Raw genomic sequence first — 22,554 nt, 5'->3', positions numbered from 1 at the left:
AAAAATAAAGAGAGCAGCTTACCTGTTCTTTCCCTATTACAAGTGATTAATTAATAGGCATCACATGAGCATTGATATCGAAAAATATCCCACATTGGCGTTGGTTGAAACACCAGAAGATTTGCGCCTATTACCAAAAGAGAGTTTACCTAAACTCTGTGATGAGCTAAGGCTATTTCTTCTTAACAGTGTCAGCCGCTCAAGTGGTCACTTCGCCTCAGGTTTAGGTGCTATTGAGTTAACGGTTGCTCTTCATTACGTCTACAAAACCCCTTTTGATAACCTGATTTGGGATGTGGGTCATCAGGCCTATCCTCATAAGATCTTAACAGGTCGCCGTGACCGCATTGATACTATCCGTCAAAAGAATGGGTTACACCCCTTTCCTTGGCGTGAAGAGAGCGAATACGACAAACTTTGTGTCGGTCACTCTTCAACCTCTATCAGTGCTGGTTTAGGTATGGCTGTCGCCGCCGAACAAGAAAAGCTGAACAGAAAAACAGTTTGTGTGATTGGTGATGGTGCAATTACTGCGGGTATGGCTTTTGAAGCAATGAATCACGCAGGGGATATTGAACCAGATATGCTCGTTGTACTTAATGACAATGAGATGTCAATTTCAGAAAACGTTGGTGCATTGAATAATCACCTTGCACAATTGTTGTCTGGCAAACTGTATACCACCTTGCGTGAAGGTGGAAAAAAAGTCTTTTCTGGTATTCCACCCATTAAGGAATTACTGAAAAAGACCGAAGAACATATTAAAGGTATGGTTGTTCCAGGCACTATGTTCGAAGAGTTGGGCTTCAACTATATCGGCCCTGTTGATGGTCATGATGTTATTGCGTTAGTACAAACACTCGCCAATATGCGTGATCTAAAAGGTCCTCAGCTTCTGCATATTATGACTAAAAAAGGTCGTGGCTATGCCCCTGCAGAGCGTGATCCTATTAGCTGGCACGCTGTACCTAAGTTTGATCCACAAGCTGGTACATTACCTAAAAGCCCGAATGCACGACCTACATTTTCCAAAATTTTTGGTGACTGGCTATGTGAAGAAGCCTTAACCGATCCAAAACTCATGGCGATTACCCCGGCTATGCGTGAAGGCTCTGGTATGGTGCGTTTTTCAAAAGAATACCCATCACAATACTTTGATGTTGCGATCGCAGAACAACATGCCGTTACCTTTGCAGCAGGTTTAGCTATTGGTGGTTATAAGCCGATTGTTGCGATCTACTCAACATTCTTACAACGCGCCTACGACCAAGTGATCCACGACATTGCCATTCAAAAACTCCCTGTTTTATTTGCTATCGATCGTGGTGGTATTGTGGGCGCAGATGGGCAAACTCACCAAGGTGCTTTTGACCTCTCATTCTTACGCTGCATTCCTAATATGGTCATTATGGCACCAAGTGATGAAAATGAGTGTCGCCAAATGCTTCATACCGGTTATCACTATCAAGATGGCCCTGTTGCCGTACGCTATCCAAGAGGCTCTAGTGTTGGGGCGCAATTGCAACCACTGAATCCACTGCCTATGGGTAAAGGCATTATTCGTCGCCAAGGCAAAGGCATCGCAATTTTGAACTTTGGTACATTACTACCAGAAGCGTTAGAAGTGGCTGAAAAACTTGATGCAACTGTAGCTGATATGCGTTTTATTAAGCCTCTTGATAAATCACTTATCCTTTCTCTGGCTGAACAGCATGATATGTTGGTAACACTGGAAGAGAATGCCATTATGGGTGGTGCTGGCAGTGGTGTTAATGAATTACTCATGCAAGAGCGTTGCTTAGTACCTGTCTTAAACTTAGGTATACCTGATCTGTTTGTACCACAAGGTGGACAAGAAGAGATCAGATCTGACTTAGGATTAGATGCAGCAGGTATTGAGAAATCGATTAAAGCTTATCAAGATAACTGATTGAATTAAAATGATTAAAAAACCTCTCCTAATTAAATACAGGAGAGGTTAATATATTTTCTAAGCTGTCTTTTATATACTGGTTTACGTCTTCATACCCCATATTGCCGCCCCATTACAATCTTGTTAGCCATCACATTTTTATGTAATTCACTGAAAATAACCACTTCCCTTCTTGAATCCATTCAGCGTTAATTTATTCAATCAGTTAGATTTTTCTTTCTTTTTGCCTGCCAACGAAACGTTTCGATCACGCTCACAATCTGAATAAATCAGACTTGTTTTCCCACCTTTCTTTTCTACTATGTAGACAGCGAAACGTTTCGCTGAGGAGGGAACATGAAAAAAGGTGTATTACTTAATAGTCCTATTTCGAGCGTCATTTCACGTTTAGGGCACACTGACAAAATCACTATTGCAGATGCCGGATTGCCTATTCCCCCCTCTGTTGAACGTATTGATCTTGCTCTTACTCAGGGTATTCCTGACTTTATGTCAGTCTTGCAAACCGTTACTCATGAAATGCAAATCGAAGCGGTGATGCTGGCGGAAGAAATTAAAACCATCAATCCTTCTCTGTTTAATGAAATCATCTCTTACCTTCATTTATTAGAACAAGAGCAGAAGAAACCTATTCAAATCATATATGTTTCACATGAAGCATTTAAAAAGCAACTCACTGAAAATAGAGCTGTTATCAGAACCGGTGAATGTACGCCTTATGCCAATATTGTGTTGTTTTCTGGTGTGACTTTTTGAGGGCAATATGAAACCTTTACTTGAACTTAAAGATATTGATAAGTCATTCCCCGGTGTAAAAGCACTATCAGGTGCAACTTTGCGAATTTACCCTGGCCGAGTAATGGCTTTAGTCGGTGAAAACGGGGCAGGCAAATCAACACTGATGAAAGTACTCACTGGGATCTATAAAAAAGATGCTGGCGAAGTGATTTATCAAGGTGAAAGTTGTGCTTTCAATGGTCCCAAATCTTCCCAAGAAGCAGGAATAGGTATTATTCATCAAGAGCTTAACCTTATTCCAGAATTAACCATCGCAGAAAATATCTTCTTAGGTCGTGAGTTTACACGCGCTTTTGGCGCTATAGATTGGAAGAAAATGTATGCAGAGGCTGATAAGTTATTAGCCCGATTAAACCTTGCTTACAGTAGTCATCGTTTAGTGTCTGAATTATCGATTGGTGATCAGCAAATGGTTGAAATCGCCAAAGTGCTTAGCTTTGGTTCCAAAGTGATTATTATGGATGAACCCACGGATGCCTTAACGGATACTGAAACAGAATCGCTGTTTAGTGTTATTCGTGAGCTAAGAGATCAAGGCTGTGGCATTGTTTATATCTCACACCGCTTAAAAGAGATCTTTGAGATTTGTGATGATGTAACAGTGTTGCGAGACGGTCAGTTTATTGGTGAAAAACCTGTTGCCTCATTAAAAGAAGACACTCTGATTGAAATGATGGTGGGCCGTAAGTTAGAAGACCAATACCCCCGTATTAATATCCCTCAAGGAAAAACCAAACTTAACGTCATTAACCTCAGTGGTGAAGATGTTCACGATGTTAGTTTCTCATTACATGAAAGCGAAATTCTAGGTATCTCAGGATTAATGGGCGCTGGTCGTACTGAGTTAATGAAAATTATCTACGGTGCATTACCCAAAACCAATGGCACTGTTGAATTAGATGGTAAACCCTGCCAAATCAAAAAGCCGGTTGAAGGATTAGAACAAGGTATTGTTTACATCTCTGAAGATAGAAAGCGTGATGGTTTAGTGCTTGGCATGTCAGTAAAAGAAAATATGTCTTTGACTGCACTGCGCTATTTTAGCCGCGGTATGGGGGTTCTTAATCATAAAGAAGAGCAACTCACTGTCGGTGATTTTATTAAATTATTCAATATAAAAACCCCTTCAATGGATCAAACCATTGGCTTTTTATCTGGGGGAAATCAACAAAAAGTGGCTATCGCAAGAGGCCTAATGACTCGCCCTAAAGTGCTTATTCTTGATGAACCCACTCGTGGCGTTGATGTAGGCGCTAAAAAAGAAATTTATCAGCTAATTAATAAATTTAAACAAGAAGGATTAAGCATCATTTTAATTTCTTCTGAAATGCCTGAGGTAATGGGAATGAGTGACCGTATTCTGGTTATGCATGAAGGTCGTATTAGTGGTGAGTTTTCCGCTCACAATGTCACACAAGAAATGCTAATGGCAGCGGCTGTTGGTAAACAATATGACGCTAAAGTAGGAGTTTGATATGAGCGCGAATTCAATTCCAGCGTCAAAACGTTGGTTCTCAAAAGCTTGGCTATTAGAGCAAAAATCGCTAATTGCATTGCTACTGCTGATTGTTGTGGTTTCTACCCTCAGCCCTAATTTTTTTACCTTAAACAATATTTTCAATATTCTCCAACAAACCTCGGTTAACGCCATTATGGCGGTTGGAATGACGCTAGTTATTTTAACATCAGGCATTGACCTTTCTGTTGGGTCATTGCTTGCATTAACAGGTGCCGTTGCCGCTTCTATGGTGGGGGCGGATGTTAATGCACTTGTTGCTGTTGTTGGGGCATTAGCACTAGGTGCCGCGATTGGTGGTGTAACAGGAATTATCGTTGCTAAAGGTAAAGTTCAAGCCTTTATTGCAACTTTAGTCATGATGTTATTACTACGCGGTGTGACTCGCGTCTATACCGATGGTAGCCCAATAAATACTGGATTTAGCGATAATGCCGATCTGTTTAGTTGGTTTGGTATTGGTCGCCCATTTGGTATTCCAACCCCAATTTGGCTCATGATGATTGTCTTTTTGAGCGCATGGTATTTATTACATCACACCCGTTTAGGTCGCTATATCTATGCACTAGGGGGTAATGAATCTGCCACTCGCTTATCAGGTATTAGCGTCGATAAAATCAAAATCATCGTTTATTCATTATGTGGTTTATTAGCCGCCCTTGCGAGTGTCATTGAAGTTGCTCGACTTTCATCAGCACAACCAATGGCAGGTAATGGTTATGAGCTAGATGCAATTGCTGCCGTTGTTCTGGGTGGCACCAGTCTTGCGGGCGGTAAAGGTCGTATTATCGGTACATTAATTGGTGCGCTTATTCTAGGCTTCTTAAATAATGCACTGAATTTATTAGGAATATCATCAAACTATCAAATGATAGTAAAAGCGGTGGTCATCTTACTTGCTGTTTTGGTAGATAACAAAAAATAACTCTCTATTCTCTTAATCCGAACCCCGACAGGAACTTATATTATGAAACTCAAAAAAATGGCGACACTTCTTTCTGTTGTTGCATTAAGCGCCACAATCAGCGCCAATGCATTAGCAAAAGAATCGATCGCGCTTGTTATCTCAACACTGAACAACCCTTTCTTTGTCACCATGAAAGACAGTGCGCAGAAAGAGGCAAATAGATTAGGTTACGACCTTGTTGTTCTAGACTCTATGGATAACCCGGCTAAAGAGCTTGCTAACGTGCAAGATCTCACAGTGAAAGGCACACGCTTAATGCTTATTAACCCAACAGATTCAGATGCTGTGGGGAATGCCGTTATTTTAGCCAATAAAGCCAAAATCCCAGTTATCACCTTAGACCGTGTTGCAAACAAAGGTGAAGTCGTCAGCCACGTCGCTTCAGATAACCGCCTTGGCGGTAAAATGGCGGGCGATTATATTGCTGAAAAAGTCGCTAATGACGCCAAAGTCATTCAATTAGAAGGGATCACCGGAACATCGGCATCTCGTGAGCGTGGTGAAGGTTTTAAACAAGCCGTTGATGCTCATAAACTGAATATACTTGCAAGCCAACCTGCTGATTTTGATCGCACAAAAGGTCTTAACGTGATGCAAAATCTGTTAACTGCATATCCTGCGGTTCAAGCTGTTTTTGCACAAAATGATGAAATGGCATTAGGTGCATTACGCGCATTGCAAACTGCCGGTCGTACTGATGTATTAGTCATTGGTTTCGATGGTACCGATGATGGGATCAAAGCAGTAAACCGTGGCATGTTAGGTGCAACCATTGCTCAACGCCCAGATCAAATTGGTATTATCGGCATTCAAACTGCAGATAAAATTCTCAAAGGCGAGAAAGTGGATGCAACAATCCCTGTCGAGCTTGAGTTAGTTATTAAAAAATAACAACAATAAATACCACGGAGTGATATTGCTCCGTGGTAGCTTTAATCATTAAAACACGTTTTCACAAGGATAAAGGCTATGACAACACCTCGCCTTGCTGTTCTAGGTAGCATCAATGTTGACCACATTATGAATATTTCACAATTTCCAAAACCCGGTGAAACCATTATTGGTCATCAATACAAAATAGCCTTTGGTGGTAAAGGTGCAAATCAAGCTGTGGCTTGTGGTCGAAGTGGCGCTGATATTACCTTTATTGCTTGTGTCGGTGATGATGCAATTGGTAGTGAAATAATCTCTCAGCTTAAAACAGATAATATTCATATTGATGCAATTAGTATTATTCCGCAGACACCAACGGGTGTTGCGATGATCCTTGTTAATGAGCAAGGTGAAAACGTAATTAGCATTGTTGCAGGTGCGAATGGCGCATTAACGCCTACACATTTTCAGCAGTATCATCATGTTGTAGAGCATGCTGATGCCTTACTGATGCAATTAGAATCACCGTTAGAGACTGTTTTTGAAGCCGCAAAACTGGCAAAATCACATCAAACTAAAGTCATTTTAAATCCCGCACCAGCACAACCTTTATCTGATGAATTTCTGAGTTTTATTGATGTTATCACTCCAAATGAGACGGAAGCCGAAATATTAACAGGCGTTTCTGTGCATGATGAAGCGGGTGCAGCAAAAGCGGCCGAAATTTTACATCGTAAAGGTATCAAACAAGTGCTTATCACTTTGGGTAGCCGTGGCGTATGGTTTAGTGAACATGGGCAAGGCATGATAATTCCTGGATTTCGTGTCGATGCTGTTGATACCATTGCCGCAGGTGATACATTTAACGGTGCATTTGTCACTGCAATATTAGAAGGGAAACCTTCCGTTGAGGCTATCCGTTTTGCTCACGCAGCAGCAGCAATTGCAGTTACACGTCATGGTGCGCAATCTTCTGTTCCTTGGCGTCATGAAATCGGATCATTTTTAGCAGAGCGAGCATAGTACTTTGGCAACAATGAAAGATGTCGCCCGTTTGGCGGGCGTTTCGACATCAACTGTTTCTCACGTTATCAATAACAATCGTTATGTTAGCGAAGGTATTCGTAAAAAGGTTAACGACGCTATCGAAACCTTAAATTACGCGCCTTCTGCTTTAGCACGCAGTTTAAAAATGAACTGTACTCATACTATTGGGATGTTAGTAACAGCCAGTAGTAACCCGTTCTATGCAGAAGTTGTTCGCGGTGTTGAACGCAGTTGTTACGAAAAAGGTTATAGCCTTATTTTATGTAACACCGAAGGTGATTACGAGCGCATGGATAGTAGCCTTGAAACCTTGCTACAAAAACGTGTTGATGGCTTATTATTGATGTCAACAGAAGCCAGAGCGCCTTCTCATGAAGTGCTAAATCGTTATCCTCGTTTACCTATGGTTATGATGGATTGGTCCCCGTTTGAATACGGGGGAGATATTATTCAAGATAACTCTTTGCTCGGAGGAGAAATCGCAACCCATTATCTAATTGAAAAAGGCTTTACTGAAATAGCCTGTATTGCAGGTCCGCAAGATAAACTCCCGGCAAGACATCGTTTGCAAGGTTATTACAATGCGATGCAAAAAGCGGGATTAGCTATTCGAGAAGAGTTTGTGCTGACCAGTGATTTTGAATTTGCAGGTGGATTTAACGCAATGCAAAAATTACTCTCACTTTCTGTCTTACCGCAAGCTGTTTTTACCTGTAATGACGCGATGGCAGTTGGTGCTTATCAAGCCATTTATCAAAAAGGGTTGCGTGTCCCTGATGATATTTCCGTCATGGGTTATGACGATATCGACCTAGCCTCTTATATGATCCCACCGCTCTCGACTATTCACCAACCTAAAGATGAATTGGGAAAACTCGCTGTCAGCCAATTATTACATCGCATGGAAAATATCGATGCTGATGATAATGTTCTGGTGCTTACACCCAAACTTATAGAGCGTGGCTCGGTGATAGATCATAGAAAATAACCTATTATATTAATAAGTTATTAGGATGTGTATATATTAAATACAACATGTTTGGTATCCTATCAAAACTGCTATATACTTATGCTATATAGCAGTAATTGATAGGAGCTATTACTATGATCCAGCATGGCAAAGTATTTATGAGCAATAGAACACAAAATGTTCGTTTACCCGCTGAGACTCGATTTCCTGATGATGTAAAAGAAGTTTTTGTTCGCGTCAAAGGAAAAGAAAGAATAATCACACCTATACAAAATGCATGGGATAGCTTTTTCTTATCAGATCAGTCTGTAACAGATGATTTTTTATCTGAAAGACCTGATCAAGTCACAAGTGAAAGAGAATCCTTTGATGATTAAATACCTGTTAGATACAAACATCGTTATATTTACCATTAAACGCAGACCTGAGTTTTTGCTACCGAAATTCAATCAACATGCTGAACAATTAGCTATTTCTACAATCACACTCGCTGAGCTAATTTTTGGTGCTGAAAAAAGTTTAAATTCAACTAAAAACTTAGCTACAGTTAACGACTTTGTTTCTCGACTCACTGTTTTATCTTACGATGAGTTAGCCGCTTTTCATTACGGAGATATCAGAGCAACACTTGAGAAACAAGGAAAACGCATTGGTGATAATGATTTACACATAGCAGCCCATGCTAGAAGTAAAGGGCTAATCGTAGTGACAAATAATACTCGAGAATTTGAAAGAGTTGATGGATTAAGAATTGAGGATTGGACTCATCATTAATTCAGATATCCAAACTTATAGAGCGTGGCTCGGTAATAGATTTCATAAAATAATAACAAGAAGATTAACACTATTATTAATGATGCTCTCATTTAAGATGAGGGCATTTATTTTTAGTGATATTTATAAAATTATTAATTTAATATCAATAAGTTAATTAAAAACTAAAAACACCTCTATTTGTCTTTATTTTCAACTTAGCTCTCTATATCTAATCTACTTTTCCTCATTCGTTATGTCATAACCCGTGAAAGATGCAAATTTCCATCAAATCTATTATACTATCGCCCTTTCACATTATCAGAAGCAGTACCATTTAGGGGATTGCTTAGAACTTTCACTCTTAAACGATAATGTGTCCTTTAATTTATGGGGCAAGTGTTATCCTCATTGTGACGATTAATCGCTTCCCATTTTGATAAAATTTGAGAGTATTATTATGTCATTACCTTCTTGTCCTAAGTGCAATTCAGAATACACCTATGAAGATGGTGCAATGTATGTGTGTCCTGAATGTGCCCATGAATGGAACGATGCTGAACCTGTTGCTGAAAGCGATGAATTGATTGTTAAAGATGCTAACGGTAACTTATTAGCCGATGGCGATTCAGTGACTGTGATTAAAGATCTCAAAGTCAAAGGTAGCTCAACCATGCTAAAAATTGGTACTAAAGTAAAAGGTATCCGTTTAGTGGAAGGCGACCATAACATTGATTGTAAAATTGATGGTTTTGGACCAATGAAATTAAAATCTGAATTTGTGAAGAAAAACTAAGGTAAATTAATAATACTTTTATTAATTCATTCAGATATTATCAGCATTCTCAAAGGCGCTTATTAAGCGCCTTTTTATATAAAATTATAAATAAGTATTTAAGTATTTAAGTATTTAAGTATTTAAGTATTTAAGTATTTAAGTATTTAAGTATTTAAGTATTTAAGTATTTAAGTATTTAAGTATTTAAGTATTTAAGTATTTAAGTATTTAAACATCATAATTATTTTCACTTTTTACCCTCAACACTATAGAATAATTAAATTCTCTTTTTTTAATAAGATCATACCATTACAACTAATGACAACGATTATCTCTCAGAATTTAACATTTGTAGCTGCCGATAGATTATGGACTGATTGTGATGATAATCCTGCTCCACCTCCTTTTAAAAAGTTTTATATTCTTGACGATAGTATTATATTCTATTCAGGTTATATCAATGCAATATTAGCGATATTAGCATTTTATATTGGAGATAATATAGGTATAGATGAAGAATACGCTACATTAATAGGTATTCTTTCAAATATGGATGAAGATATCTGTGAATTTATTGAAGTAGATAGAACTAATGGGGAAGTTGTCTATTTTCAAGGTGCAATTACACAAGAAAACGGTAATTATATTTTTTATGGTGCTGGCTCCGGCTCTGAATATGCGATTGAATGTTATATTAATAGTATCCAAGTTATCACTATAAATGGTCATTATTATGATTTTATCAAATATGGTGATCATTTTATTAAAATAAGTATGGATTCAGCGTCTACAAGGGATCGATGTTCAGGTGGTGGGTTTGATTATATTAAGTGGTTAGAAGAAGATCTCATTATTGATAAACTCAATTGGTTGGATACAGAAACAATAGAGCAATATAATCAAAAAATTCTCGATTTAATTAGAGAAAATTGTGGTAATAAAAAAGAATTGAGTGAACTAATATCAATGATGGATGATGAACGAGAAAGAGATCAAGAGGAATTAGAACGAGAAATCAAATCTATTGACAGCTTATTTTCTCATGAGCATAATCCAATCAAGGATCCGCAACTAAAAGGAGACTCTCGCATGAATGATTCGATTAAGCCCCCAACAAGAGTTGCAGTAAAAACATCAGGCGCAAACAGAGGTGTTATACTCGATATAGCTTCAATAAAAAATCGTATAGCTAAACGTAAAGCTACGAGAAGCTAATTAGCGGTTTCTTCAAAAGATCTTCAAAGGCGCTTATTAAGCGCCTTTTGTGTAGATAAACTTTACTCGTTACTCTCACTAAAGTGATCAAAACCTTTAAGATTAGGGTAAACATCTTTGCCATTTCGTAAATAACGAATACCTTCAGCAATCGGCATTATTTGCCCTATACAATGAAAATCTGCACCTGTATGCGCTAATGCAATCTCTAAAGCGCCACGGTTGATTTCAGGCACGGTAAAGCAAAGCTCGTAATCTTCACCGCCACTTAATGCCCAAACCTCTGCTTGTTCTTCGCTCACTTCCGCTTTCATCGCTGGTGAGTAAGGTAATGCATCTAAATTTAAACGCGCACCACAACCACTTGCTGTGAGAATATGATCCAAATCTGAAATCAGCCCATCAGAAATATCAATCGCAGATGTCGCTAAATGGCGTAATGCTTGACCTTGCAATAAACGAGGTTGAGGACGTAGATGCCTTGCAACAAAATAATCACTATGCTCTTTTTCTGTCGGCTGTAATCGATTTTGTAATACAGCAAGCCCTGCCGCGCTATCACCTAAAAAACCCGTAACATAGATCCAATCGCCAATTTTAGCACCGGAACGAAGTAATGCAGTTCCTTGTGGAACAAGCCCTTGTATTGTAATTGTTAAGCTCAGAGGGCCACGAGTGGTATCACCACCGATTAGCTGGATTGCATAATACTCAGCTAACGCAAAGAAGGAGCGACTAAATGCCTCAAGCCATTCACTGTTTGTATCAGGAAGCGTTAAAGCCAATGAAGCCCAAGAAGGATCTGCACCAACGGCAGCTAAATCACTAATATTTACAGCAAGTGCTTTATAGGCTAAATCTTCTGGTGAGATAGAAGGAAGAAAGTGAATGCCACTCACTAAAGTATCGGTACTAATCGCGACTTGCTGCTTTTCAGGTACCGTCAAGATTGCGCAGTCATCTCCAATTCCTGTACTCACATCTTTTCGTTTTACAGGCTGTGAAGTGAAATATTGCTTAATAAGGGAGAATTCACCACAAGGCATTATCTATTTCCTATTTAGCTGTGCATACTAAACGAGTTTTATTAAACAAAAGGCCGGAAATACCGGCCTTGAATTATTTACCATAGAGGAAACGTGAAAAACGTTATTTTTTACGTACAGTTGGTGCAGCTTTATCAAGCACGCCATTAACAAATTTATGGCTATCGTCAGCACCAAATACCTTAGCCAGTTCAATCGCTTCGTTAATCGCAACTTTGTAAGGAACATCTTCACGGAAGCTAAGTTCAAACATTGCTAAACGTAAAATTGCTTTTTCAACTTGACCTAACTCTTCAAGTTGGCGGGATAAATAAGGTTCCATCGCCTTATCTAAACGTGTTGCATTAATGGCAACACCCACTAAAAGCTCACGAAAATAAGCAATATCTACACCTTGGGTATCCTGCTCGGATAAAAACTCCAATTCCACATCCGCGATGTCATTTCCGGATAATTGCCATGAGTAGATAGCCTGAACAGCACACTCACGAGCACGACGACGAGCAGCAGGTTTCACAAAATTCCCCTTAAGTTAAAACAGATGATTAGCCTTTTATGGCTTTAAGTACATTGATCATTTCAAGTGCTGTCATTGCCGCTTCAGCACCTTTGTTGCCCGCTTTCGTTCCAGCGCGTTCAATAGCCTGTTCAATATTTTCAGTGGTTAAAACACCAAAAGTCACAGGGATCTCACTTTGCATCGCAACTTGAGATAAACCAGAACTACATTCGCCAGCAACGTATTCAAAATGTGCGGTTCCACCACGGATAACAGTACCTAACGCGATAACTGCATCGTATTTGTCGCTTTCGGCTAATGCTTTAACCGTTAATGGCAACTCATAAGCGCCTGGAACCCAAACGACGGTAATATTTTCAGAGGAAACTTGTCCAATGCGTTCTAATGCATCAACCGCACCTTCTAATAGGCTGTCGTTGATGAAGTTATTAAAACGGGCAATTGCAATTGCTACGCGTGCGTTTGGCGCCGCGACAACACCTTTGATTACGTTCATAGGTTACCTTTTTCTCCTATCCGCGGGGGCGCGGATTTTATCATATTCTTTCCCTTACTGCGCTCTGTTTTATTATTACACAGCAAAGGAGCCAAAAACCCTTGATAAATCAAGGCATTTAGTTGGCTGATAACGATGTCGTAACGACAGGAAATAACACACACGGCGCCATTTTACTACAAATAGCGCCGTAGACACACTTATTTGCGTCTATTAATAACGAGGTTTTAAACAAACTCTGATATCAGAGCCAATTTGTTGAAGAGAATCTACTGTAAATTCAGGTGCTTCGGATAATGATGAAAGTGGAGAAAGTGCAAATAATCCACGCGCATCATCGCCTAAAATTTTAGGTGCAATATAAATAATAAGCTCATCAACAAGCCCAGCCTCTAATAATGCACCAGCAAAATGAGCGCCACTTTCAACCCATACGGTATTGATATTGCGTTTACCCAATTGCATCATTAATAAAACTAAATCCACGCCACTGTTTTTGCCATTCGTTGGTAATAGGATTTCAGATACATTGCCTTGCCAGTCACTTGGCTGTGATTTTGTACGCGCCAACCAGCATTCGCCTTCAATTTGAGTGATTTTATGATCTTCAGTCACTCTATTTTGGCTATCAGCAACAATACGAATAGGTTGACGTAATGTTTCTTCTGGATAAATGGCTTTTATCTCATCTGAAAGCTCTTCCCAACGTACATTCATAGAAGGATTGTCAGCAAGCACTGTCGCACTTGTGGTTAAAATAGCGCTAGCTTTTGCTCGGAAATTTTGTACATCCCGACGAGATGCTTTAGAGGTTATCCATTGGCTTTCGCCTGATGCTAATGCCGTTTTACCATCTAAAGATGCACCTAATTTTAGCTGGATATAAGGGAAACCGGTTCTCATGCGTTTAAAAAAGCCAACATTCAATTTCTCAGCTTCTTGCATTAAAACACCGTGTGAAACATCAATTCCGGCTGATAATAATTTGTGTAATCCTCGTCCTGCAACCAGAGGATTGGGATCTTGCATCGCAGCAACAACGCGTTTTATGCCTGCATTAATCAACGCATCAGAACAAGGTGGTGTTTTACCAAAGTGGCTACAAGGCTCTAGTGTGACATAAGCTGTCGCCCCTTTTGCTTTATCTCCAGCCATTCTTAAGGCATTGACTTCAGCATGAGGACCACCTGCGTGATGGTGATAACCTTCACCAATAATCTCACCCTCTTTTACAATCACACACCCCACATTAGGATTAGGCGATGTTGTAAAACGACCTAATGCTGCAAGCTCTATGGCTCGACGCATATAGTGTTCATCTTGCAGACTTTCATTTTCACTTGGATTGTTGCTGTTGTTATTTATCATAATAATTACATGTAATTTTATTATTTATCGTTATTTTTCAAATCATTAAATAAATCACAGTATTAATGTATTAATCCTGTAATTTTGCAATTTCTTCACCAAAATCACGGATGTCTTCAAAACTACGATAAACAGAAGCAAAGCGAATATAAGCCACTTTATCGAGTTTCTTTAGTTGTTCCATAACAAAATTGCCAATTTCTTTTGAAGGGATTTCTCTTTCACCCGTTGCTCTTAATTGTGATTTAATATGGCTTATTGCAGCTTCAACATCGTCTGAACTCACTGGACGCTTTTCTAATGCTTTAAGCATGCCTCGACGAAGTTTCTCTTCATCAAAAGGCTCACGTATTTCATCACTTTTCACAACACGAGGCATCACTAACTCTGCTACTTCAAAGGTAGTAAAACGTTCATGGCAAACAAGACATTGGCGACGACGGCGCACTTGTGAACCATCACCAACAAGTCTGGAATCAATTACCTTGGTATCTACGGCTCCACAAAATGGGCAATGCATAGTTATTCCTACTTTTGACAACACTCATAAACAGTGTACCTGTTCAGTGAACAAAAAACACCCTGTCAGTATATACTGGCAGGGTGTTTGCGATGTTTTATCAGAAAAACGCTCTATTATGGTAAGAGTGTTGTCTGATCGGCACCCTCTTTTTCCACTTTTTGCACAATCAAGTGTTCACGTTTCATTCCCATTTTCAGTGCTAATGCAGAAGCCACATAAATAGAAGAAATAGTACCGATTGAAACACCGATTAACATAACTAAAGAGAAGCCTTGAAGCATTGAACCACCAAAGATATACAGCATTAATACAACTAATAATGTTGTTGCTGATGTCATGATGGTACGGCTTAACGTCTGCGTAAGAGAAACGTTCATAATTTCATATGATGTTCCTCGACGAATTTTACGGAAGTTCTCACGAATACGGTCTGATACAACGATACTATCGTTCAGTGAGTAACCGATAACAGACATCAATGACGCCACAATGGTTAAGTCAACTTCTATGTGGAACAGTGAAAGAACACCCAGTGTTATCACCACGTCATGCGCAAGTGCAATAACCGCACCTAACGCCAAACGCCATTCAAAACGGAATCCAACATAGATAAGAATACAGATAAGTGCGGATAATAACGCCATTGCACCTGTTTGAGCCAATTCACTACCAACACTTGGCCCCACAAATTCAATACGTTTTACCACTGCATCGTTATCAACTTCAGCATTGATAACATCGATGACTTTCTTACCTAATTCTTGACCTGCCTGTCCTTCAACAGGAGGCATACGCACCATAATATCGCGACTGCTACCAAAGTTTTGTAACAGAGGATCTTTAAAACCCGCTGCATCTAGGCTATCACGCATTTTATCAAGGTCGGCTGGTTGACTGAGATTGATCTCAATTACTGTACCACCTGTAAAATCCAGTCCCCAGTTAAATCCTTTCACGGAAATGATAGCAATTGACGCTATCAAAAGCAGAAACGAAATAGTAAAGGCGACGTTGTCCCAACGCATAAAGTCAATGACTCTACGACCATGGTTTAATTGTTCAACAGTATAATCCTGTGCCACAACGTGCTCCTTAAATAGACAGTTTCTTAACGCGTTTACCACCATACAACAGGTTTACAATCGCACGAGTACCGACGATAGCGGTAAACATGGATGTTGCAACCCCGATTGCAGTTGTGATAGCAAAGCCTTTAATTGAGCCTGTACCGACTGCATAAAGGATCACAGCTGTAATTAATGTGGTTAAGTTCGCATCAATAATACTGGAGAAGGCACCTTTATAACCTTCATGGATTGCTTGTTGTACTGAACGTCCATTACGTAACTCTTCTTTGATACGTTCGTTTATCAGTACGTTGGCATCGACGGCGACGGCAAGTGTTAATACGATACCTGCAATACCCGGCATAGTCAGTGTTGCGCCCGGTAATAGTGACATTACCCCAACGATTAACACTAAGTTTGCCATTAATGCAGTACTCGCAATCACACCAAATTTACGATAATAAATTATCATAAAGGCAACAGACGCAATCAGACCCCATAAACACGCTTCTAAACCTTGGGTAATATTTTGCAGACCCAAAGTTGGACCAATCGTTCTTTCTTCAACGATTTGAATAGGTGCAATCAACGCACCAGCACGTAATAACAGAGACAATTGGCGTGCTTCATTGGCATTTGAAATACCCGTAATACGGAAGCTATTTCCTAAACGACTCTGAATATTCGCAACGTTGATAACTTCTTCGCTTTTAACTAATACCGCACGGTCATTCTCATCGCGCTTACCGCTGTCTTTATACTCTACGAACAGTGTCGCCATCGGTTTACCGACGTTGTCTTTCGTAAAGTTAGACATGATAGAACCACCAGCGCTATCAAGTGAAATATTCACTTGAGGTTGACCATATTCATCAGCTTGAGAAGTTGAATCAGTAATGTGGTCACCCGTTAAAATAACGCGTTTATAAAGAATAGTTGGTCTACCTTCACGGGTATATTTCACTTCTGAATCACCCGGAATACGACCTGTTTCTAAAGCAGAAGGATCAACAGTGGTATTGACTAAACGGAATTCTAATGTTGCTGTCGCACCTAAGATTTCTTTAGCACGCGCGGTATCTTGGATACCTGGTAATTCAACAACAATTCGGTCAGCACCTTGACGTTGGACTAATGGCTCTGCAACACCTAACTGGTTAACACGATTACGTAAGATTGTGATGTTTTGCTGTACTGCATAAGTACGCGCATCACGTAAACGTTCGTCAGTAAAAATAGCTCTTAATGAGTTATTTGCACCATCTCTAAAAATGAGATCTTGATTACGACGAGTTAGGTAATCTGAAGCTTTAGAGCGATCATCCGAATTACGGAAACGGATTTCAACGCCATAGTTATCCGTTTTACGGATAGATGAATATGGAATGCCTTCGTCACGTAATAATGTACGTAGACTTTCAACATTTTGTTCCTGAAGTTTACCTAACGCGGTTTCCATATCAACTTCCATCAAGAAGTGAACACCACCACGTAAGTCTAATCCCAGTTTCATCGGCTCCCCACCAATGGCTTCTAACCATTTTGGTGTTGCCGGAGCAAGGTTAAGTGCAACAATGAACTGGTCGCCTAATGCAGGCAACAACACTTCGCGAGCACGTAACTGAATATCAGGGTTACCGAAACGAGCCAAAATCGCACCATTTTCAAGTGCAATAGATTTCGCTTCAATTTTTTCTTTATCTAATAAAGATCGAACTTGATCCAGTGTTTGCTCATTGGCGGCGGTTCCCCGCGCGCCAGTGATTTGAACAGCCGGATCCTCTCCATATAGGTTAGGAAGTGCGTAAAGCAGACCGATGAGGATAGCGAATATCAACATCAGGTACTTCCACAAAGGATAACGGTTTAGCACGGCAGTTCCCTTTTCCCTTTGGGGAAATGTTATTAAATAGCTTTCATTGTGCCTTTAGGTAATACAGCGGCAACAAAGTCACGTTTGATAGTTACTTCAGTTGTTTCATTCAGAGCAACAACGATATAGCCGTTATCTGAAACCTTAACAACACGACCAATTAAACCACCCGTCGTTAAAACTTCATCACCTTTACCAATAGAATCCATCAGTTTACGATGTTCTTTAGTACGTTTTTGCTGTGGACGTAGGATCATAAAATAGAAAATCAGAATAAAGATCACTAACATCGGTAAAATAGACATAAAGCTAGCTTCAGGTGCTGCTTGTCCAGCAGAAGCAACAGCATCAGAAATGAAAAAACTCATTCACTTTTCCTCATTGTTGTCGATATCGACGATATTCAAGTTATAAGCCCAATATCATACACAGTATTGGGCTTTCTCGTATACATTATTCACACTTAGTCGCACTGCCATTTAGCGGTGGGACAGGTTTTCCAATACGTTCGTAGAATTCGTGTACAAACTCTTCAAAACGCGAGTCTTCAATAGACTGACGAATTTCAGCCATCAAACGCTGATAATAACGTAAGTTGTGGATAGTGTTCAGCCTTGCACCTAAAATTTCGTTACAACGATCAAGATGATGTAAATAAGCACGGCTATAATTTTTACAGGTATAGCAGTCACAATGTTCATCAAGCGTTGATGTATCAGAGCGATGTTTCGCATTACGAATTTTAATAACACCATCGGTTACGAACAGATGGCCATTTCGTGCATTTCGTGTTGGCATAACACAGTCAAACATATCAATACCACGACGAACACCTTCAACTAAATCTTCTGGTTTACCAACACCCATTAAATAACGCGGTTTATTCGCAGGAATTTGAGGGCAGACATGCTCTAAAATACGATGCATATCTTCTTTAGGCTCCCCGACTGCAAGGCCGCCAACAGCGTAACCGTCAAAACCAATTTCGACTAGCCCTTTTACTGAGATGTCACGTAAATCTTCGTAAACACCGCCTTGAATAATACCGAATAATGAATTTTTGTTATTGAGTTCATCAAAGCGCGCACGACTACGTTTAGCCCAACGTAATGACATCTCCATTGAGTTTTTCGCATAATCCCAATCTGAAGGGTATGGCGTACACTCATCAAAAATCATCACAATGTCAGAACCCAAATCGTATTGGATTTCCATTGATTTTTCTGGGCTTAAGAAAATCTTTTCGCCATTAATAGGGTTACGGAAATGGACGCCCTCTTCTTTAATTTTACGCATTGCGCCTAAACTAAAGACTTGGAAACCGCCTGAATCCGTTAAAATAGGACCTTGCCATTGCATAAAATCATGTAAATCACCATGTAACTTCATGATTTCTTGACCCGGGCGTAACCATAAGTGGAAGGTGTTACCTAAAAGAATTTGTGCGCCTGTCGCTTTCACTTCTTCAGGTGTCATTCCTTTTACTGTGCCGTAAGTACCCACTGGCATAAATGCAGGTGTTTCAACAACACCACGTTCAAAAATAAGGCGACCGCGACGAGCATTACCGTCGGTTTTGTCTAATTCGTATTTCACTCATCCTCCAAGCATCAGAAAAACAGTCCAATGCGCATTAAAAAACAGCATATTCTAATCATTTGTTAGACGGCTGTATATGTTACTTCAACAAAAACCCGTGCTTAGTCAAAGGGATTAAGCAATAAAATTGAAATAACAATTCATAAAAAGAAGAAAAACACTAAAAAAATAATAAATCTTTATTCTTGCCCTACTTTTTCATTGATAGCTAAAGGATTACCCGTAATAAACATCGCATCACCATAACTGAAAAAACGATACTCTTGCTTAACCGCTTCTTTATAAGCATTCATGGTATTTTTATACCCAGCAAAAGCAGAAACCAGCATGATTAAAGTAGATTCAGGTAAATGGAAATTGGTAATCAACGCATCAATAATTTGATATTGATAACCCGGATAAATAAAGATTTGGGTATCATCGAAGAAAGGTGCTATTAACGCATCTTTTGTTGCCTTAGCGGCACTTTCTAATGAGCGAACAGATGTTGTCCCTACCGCAATCACTCGATTTCCACGCGCTTTACACGCTAATACAGCATCAACCACTTCTTGTGGTACTTCTGCGTATTCAGAATGCATTGTGTGTTCTTCGATATTATCAACACGCACTGGTTGGAAAGTTCCCGCCCCAACATGCAGTGTGACAAATGCCATCTCAACACCTTTTTCTTTTAAGGCTTGAAGTAATGGTTCATCAAAGTGTAATCCCGCAGTAGGCGCGGCAACAGCGCCTGGACGCTCATTATAAACCGTTTGATAAAGCTCTTTATCAGATTCTTCATCAGGACGATCAATATAAGGAGGTAAAGGCATATGCCCAATACTATTTAGGATAGTAAGAACATCTCTTTCATCATCAAAGCGAATTTCAAAAAGCGTATCATGACGCGCAACCATAGTTGCTTGTACACTTTCATCTTCACCTAACACAAGCGCAGCGCCTTCTTTCGGTGATTTAGAGGCTCGAACATGAGCAAGAACGCGATGTTCATCAAGCATACGCTCAACTAACACTTCGATTTTACCACCTGACGCTTTACGCCCATAAATACGCGCAGGGATCACGCGCGTATTATTAAAAACCAGCAGATCACCGGCATTTATTTTATCTAATACATCGGTAAAAATACCGTGTGATAAAGCACCAGTCTCACCTTCTAAAGAGAGCAAACGACAACCACTGCGTTGAGGTTGTGGATAGTGAGCAATCAAAGCTTCTGGCAATTCAAATGTAAAGTCTGATACACGCATAATTAAACGACTACTTTCATAAAAAACAGGCGGACTAGTCTAGTGCTGCCAGCTTATCAGTGCAAGAAAGAAGCCCTTTTTTATTCAAAAAGCGCTATGATGCTGTGATGAATTATCTTGCTCACTTACATCTGGCCTTTAGAGCAAAAAGCTCTCTATTAGGCAATATGATGGCAGATTACGTTAAAGGCGCACCTAGCTCTAATTACAGCCAAGCTGTTATTGAGGGCATTCGTATGCATAGACGTATTGATGTGCTTACTGACACTCATCCATTAGTCAAACAAGCTCGCCTTTTATTTCCTGATGAATATCGCCGAGTTTCGCCAATTACTTTAGATGTTTTTTGGGATCATTTTCTTTCTTTAAATTGGTTGAAATTTGAACCAAATATGCCGTTGGCAGAATTTGTCACCAAGACCCGAAATATTATTGAACCTGATTTATGGCAAACACCTGAAAAATTCCAAGAGCTTAATGAGTATCTATGGTCACAATCTTGGTTAATTCGTTATGCTGATAAGGCATATATTGCTCAAACATTGAAAGGCATGGCGAGAAGAAGACCACGATTAAGCGCACTCGCAGGCTCTTATATCGTACTCGAAACTCATTACGATGAATTAAGTGAGATTTTTTGGCAGTTTTATCCACAATTGCTAGAAAGAGCACAGCATCACCAACTTGATGACTGATACATTTAACTACCATTTTGGATTTCATCTTTTTGTCATCTTGTAGGATTACATTTGATATATCAAAAAGATACTCAGTCAATTTATCATATTATTCGTAACGATTTGTTAACAAGCATAGTATTCATTTTCAAAGTTGATTAGAATGAATCGCTATACAAGGAGTCATAAATAATCCTACTTTGTTGTATTAAGTTGATAGCTACAATCTATCAAATAGATTGTTCTGTTTAACTTTATCAATAGCGATTGATTATTTATGCTGTATGCATCATTTAAAAACAGGGTACCCCCCTGAATTTACTCTAAATAGTTCAAGATAACGCTACAACTTGAAATATGACGAATAAAAACAGGGTACACATCCTGAATTTACTCTAAATAGTTCGAGGTGTAGCTAGGCGACAAGTGAATGAGTCGCTAGGAGCATACAAGAGTATGTGACTAGTGCGAATGAACGCAGTCAACAACGCTACAACTTGAAATATGACGAGTACAAACTCTTTCAATTTACAGGAGTACATTATGGTTCTGGTTACTCGCAAAGCCCCTGATTTCACAGCTGCTGCCGTTTTAGGTAATGGTGAGATTGTTAACGATTTCAACCTGCATTCATTTATCAAAGGCAAACCTGCCGTTATTTTCTTCTGGCCAATGGATTTCACTTTCGTTTGCCCTTCAGAGCTGATTGCATTTGATCACCGTTTTGACGAATTCAAAAAACGTGGCGTAGAAATCATCGGTGTTTCTATGGACTCAGAATTCGTTCATAACGCATGGCGTAAAACGCCAATTGATGATGGCGGTATTGGTGAAGTTAAATACCCAATGGTTGCTGATATCAAACATGACATTATCAAAGCTTACGGTATCGAACACCCAGAAGCTGGCGTTGCTCTGCGTGGTTCATTCCTGATTGACAAAGAAGGCGTTGTTCGTCACCAAGTCGTTAACGATCTGCCATTAGGTCGTAATATCGACGAAATGATCCGTATGGTTGATGCACTGCAATTCCACGAAGAACACGGTGAAGTTTGCCCTGCACAGTGGGAAAAAGGTCAAGAAGGTATGGGCGCATCTCCAGATGGCGTTGCTAAATACCTGAAAGCAAACTCTGGCAAACTGTAATATTTCAGTAAGCTACTATTTTTCTAAAAGCCTGTGAAAAACAGGCTTTTTTTATTTATTCAGCACTTATCTATTTATCTCTTATCAATTCTATTTATTATTACAATTTGTTATACGCAAGATTATTGTTTGTCTG

The 22,554-nt window shown here is 39.5% G+C and carries 23 protein-coding genes; 13 read left to right on the top strand and 10 right to left on the bottom strand.

Annotation, left to right across the window (positions count from 1 at the left end; all coding sequences use genetic code 11):
• Positions 1-64 precede the first annotated feature (64 nt).
• The 11 genes from dxs (at position 65) to QQS39_RS03585 (ending at position 10,850) form a co-directional block, all read left to right on the top strand.
• Positions 65-1,930 (top strand): 1-deoxy-D-xylulose-5-phosphate synthase, encoded by a 1,866-nt coding sequence (gene dxs / locus QQS39_RS03635; RefSeq protein WP_151434311.1) that lies wholly within the window; start codon positions 65-67, stop codon positions 1,928-1,930.
• 339 nt (positions 1,931-2,269) lie between these two features.
• Positions 2,270-2,689, top strand: coding sequence for a D-ribose pyranase (gene rbsD, locus QQS39_RS03630; RefSeq protein WP_285805399.1), 420 nt, complete (start codon positions 2,270-2,272; stop codon positions 2,687-2,689).
• A 7-nt stretch (positions 2,690-2,696) separates the two neighbouring features.
• On the top strand, positions 2,697-4,205 hold the full coding sequence (gene rbsA, locus QQS39_RS03625) for a ribose ABC transporter ATP-binding protein RbsA (protein WP_151434309.1): 1,509 nt from the start codon (positions 2,697-2,699) through the stop codon (positions 4,203-4,205).
• A 1-nt stretch (position 4,206) separates the two neighbouring features.
• Positions 4,207-5,172 (top strand): ribose ABC transporter permease, encoded by a 966-nt coding sequence (gene rbsC, locus QQS39_RS03620; RefSeq protein WP_196735400.1) that lies wholly within the window; start codon positions 4,207-4,209, stop codon positions 5,170-5,172.
• Between the two features lie 42 nt (positions 5,173-5,214).
• The gene (gene rbsB, locus QQS39_RS03615; protein WP_151434308.1) at positions 5,215-6,105 is read left to right on the top strand and encodes a ribose ABC transporter substrate-binding protein RbsB; all 891 of its coding nucleotides are present in this window, start codon (positions 5,215-5,217) and stop codon (positions 6,103-6,105) included.
• A gap of 78 nt (positions 6,106-6,183) precedes the next feature.
• Positions 6,184-7,110 (top strand): ribokinase, encoded by a 927-nt coding sequence (gene rbsK / locus QQS39_RS03610; RefSeq protein WP_285805398.1) that lies wholly within the window; start codon positions 6,184-6,186, stop codon positions 7,108-7,110.
• Between the two features lie 4 nt (positions 7,111-7,114).
• Entirely contained in the window at positions 7,115-8,122 is a 1,008-nt protein-coding gene (gene rbsR / locus QQS39_RS03605; RefSeq protein WP_432711550.1) for a ribose operon transcriptional repressor RbsR, read from the top strand.
• Between the two features lie 116 nt (positions 8,123-8,238).
• Positions 8,239-8,481 (top strand): type II toxin-antitoxin system VapB family antitoxin, encoded by a 243-nt coding sequence (gene vapB / locus QQS39_RS03600; protein WP_099074198.1) that lies wholly within the window; start codon positions 8,239-8,241, stop codon positions 8,479-8,481.
• Complete coding sequence (gene vapC / locus QQS39_RS03595) at positions 8,474-8,878, top strand: type II toxin-antitoxin system tRNA(fMet)-specific endonuclease VapC (protein ID WP_196569324.1); 405 nt, start codon at positions 8,474-8,476, stop codon at positions 8,876-8,878. The genes vapB and vapC overlap by 8 nt, the downstream gene beginning before the upstream one ends.
• Before the next feature lie 439 nt (positions 8,879-9,317).
• Positions 9,318-9,653 carry a zinc ribbon domain-containing protein YjdM gene (locus QQS39_RS03590; protein ID WP_109371746.1) on the top strand — a complete coding sequence of 112 codons (336 nt, stop codon included), beginning with the start codon at positions 9,318-9,320 and terminating at the stop codon, positions 9,651-9,653.
• Positions 9,654-9,953: 300 nt separating this feature from the next.
• Positions 9,954-10,850: a hypothetical protein gene (locus tag QQS39_RS03585; protein ID WP_285805397.1), complete on the top strand. Its 897-nt coding sequence runs from the start codon at positions 9,954-9,956 to the stop codon at positions 10,848-10,850.
• Positions 10,851-10,912: 62 nt separating this feature from the next.
• On the opposite strand, the gene thiL is transcribed toward QQS39_RS03585, so the two are convergent.
• The 10 genes from thiL to queA all read right to left on the bottom strand — a co-directional run bounded on the left by thiL (position 10,913) and on the right by queA (position 20,595).
• Positions 10,913-11,896 carry a thiamine-phosphate kinase gene (gene thiL / locus QQS39_RS03580; protein WP_151434303.1) on the bottom strand — a complete coding sequence of 328 codons (984 nt, stop codon included), beginning with the start codon at positions 11,894-11,896 and terminating at the stop codon, positions 10,913-10,915.
• Between the two features lie 103 nt (positions 11,897-11,999).
• Positions 12,000-12,413, bottom strand: coding sequence for a transcription antitermination factor NusB (gene nusB, locus QQS39_RS03575; protein WP_006535124.1), 414 nt, complete (start codon positions 12,411-12,413; stop codon positions 12,000-12,002).
• 28 nt (positions 12,414-12,441) lie between these two features.
• Positions 12,442-12,912 carry a 6,7-dimethyl-8-ribityllumazine synthase gene (gene ribH, locus QQS39_RS03570; protein ID WP_036932916.1) on the bottom strand — a complete coding sequence of 157 codons (471 nt, stop codon included), beginning with the start codon at positions 12,910-12,912 and terminating at the stop codon, positions 12,442-12,444.
• A 213-nt stretch (positions 12,913-13,125) separates the two neighbouring features.
• Positions 13,126-14,280, bottom strand: a complete 1,155-nt coding sequence (ribD, locus tag QQS39_RS03565; RefSeq protein ID WP_196569320.1) for a bifunctional diaminohydroxyphosphoribosylaminopyrimidine deaminase/5-amino-6-(5-phosphoribosylamino)uracil reductase RibD — start codon at positions 14,278-14,280, stop codon at positions 13,126-13,128.
• A 70-nt stretch (positions 14,281-14,350) separates the two neighbouring features.
• Entirely contained in the window at positions 14,351-14,800 is a 450-nt protein-coding gene (gene nrdR, locus QQS39_RS03560; RefSeq protein WP_006535128.1) for a transcriptional regulator NrdR, read from the bottom strand.
• Between the two features lie 116 nt (positions 14,801-14,916).
• A complete protein-coding gene (secF, locus tag QQS39_RS03555) occupies positions 14,917-15,885 on the bottom strand; it encodes a protein translocase subunit SecF (protein ID WP_151434301.1) in 969 nt (322 codons plus the stop codon).
• Between the two features lie 10 nt (positions 15,886-15,895).
• The gene (gene secD, locus QQS39_RS03550) at positions 15,896-17,743 is read right to left on the bottom strand and encodes a protein translocase subunit SecD (protein WP_151434300.1); all 1,848 of its coding nucleotides are present in this window, start codon (positions 17,741-17,743) and stop codon (positions 15,896-15,898) included.
• 32 nt (positions 17,744-17,775) lie between these two features.
• Positions 17,776-18,111, bottom strand: a complete 336-nt coding sequence (yajC, locus tag QQS39_RS03545) for a preprotein translocase subunit YajC (RefSeq protein WP_006535133.1) — start codon at positions 18,109-18,111, stop codon at positions 17,776-17,778.
• 85 nt (positions 18,112-18,196) lie between these two features.
• Positions 18,197-19,339, bottom strand: coding sequence for a tRNA guanosine(34) transglycosylase Tgt (gene tgt / locus QQS39_RS03540; protein ID WP_036911729.1), 1,143 nt, complete (start codon positions 19,337-19,339; stop codon positions 18,197-18,199).
• 182 nt (positions 19,340-19,521) lie between these two features.
• Positions 19,522-20,595, bottom strand: a complete 1,074-nt coding sequence (gene queA / locus QQS39_RS03535) for a tRNA preQ1(34) S-adenosylmethionine ribosyltransferase-isomerase QueA (protein WP_196569316.1) — start codon at positions 20,593-20,595, stop codon at positions 19,522-19,524.
• Positions 20,596-20,702: 107 nt separating this feature from the next.
• On the opposite strand from queA, the gene QQS39_RS03530 reads away from it, so the two are divergent.
• On the top strand, positions 20,703-21,290 hold the full coding sequence (locus QQS39_RS03530) for an acyl carrier protein phosphodiesterase (RefSeq protein WP_285805396.1): 588 nt from the start codon (positions 20,703-20,705) through the stop codon (positions 21,288-21,290).
• Between the two features lie 525 nt (positions 21,291-21,815).
• Positions 21,816-22,418: a peroxiredoxin C gene (locus QQS39_RS03525; protein ID WP_151434297.1), complete on the top strand. Its 603-nt coding sequence runs from the start codon at positions 21,816-21,818 to the stop codon at positions 22,416-22,418.
• Positions 22,419-22,554: the final 136 nt, after the last annotated feature.

Source organism: Proteus appendicitidis (assembly GCF_030271835.1).
In the GTDB taxonomy this organism is placed as follows: Bacteria; Pseudomonadota; Gammaproteobacteria; order Enterobacterales; family Enterobacteriaceae; genus Proteus; species Proteus appendicitidis.
The sequence above is the reverse complement of the archived record's forward strand: the minus strand, read 5'-3'. Positions and strand labels throughout refer to the sequence as shown.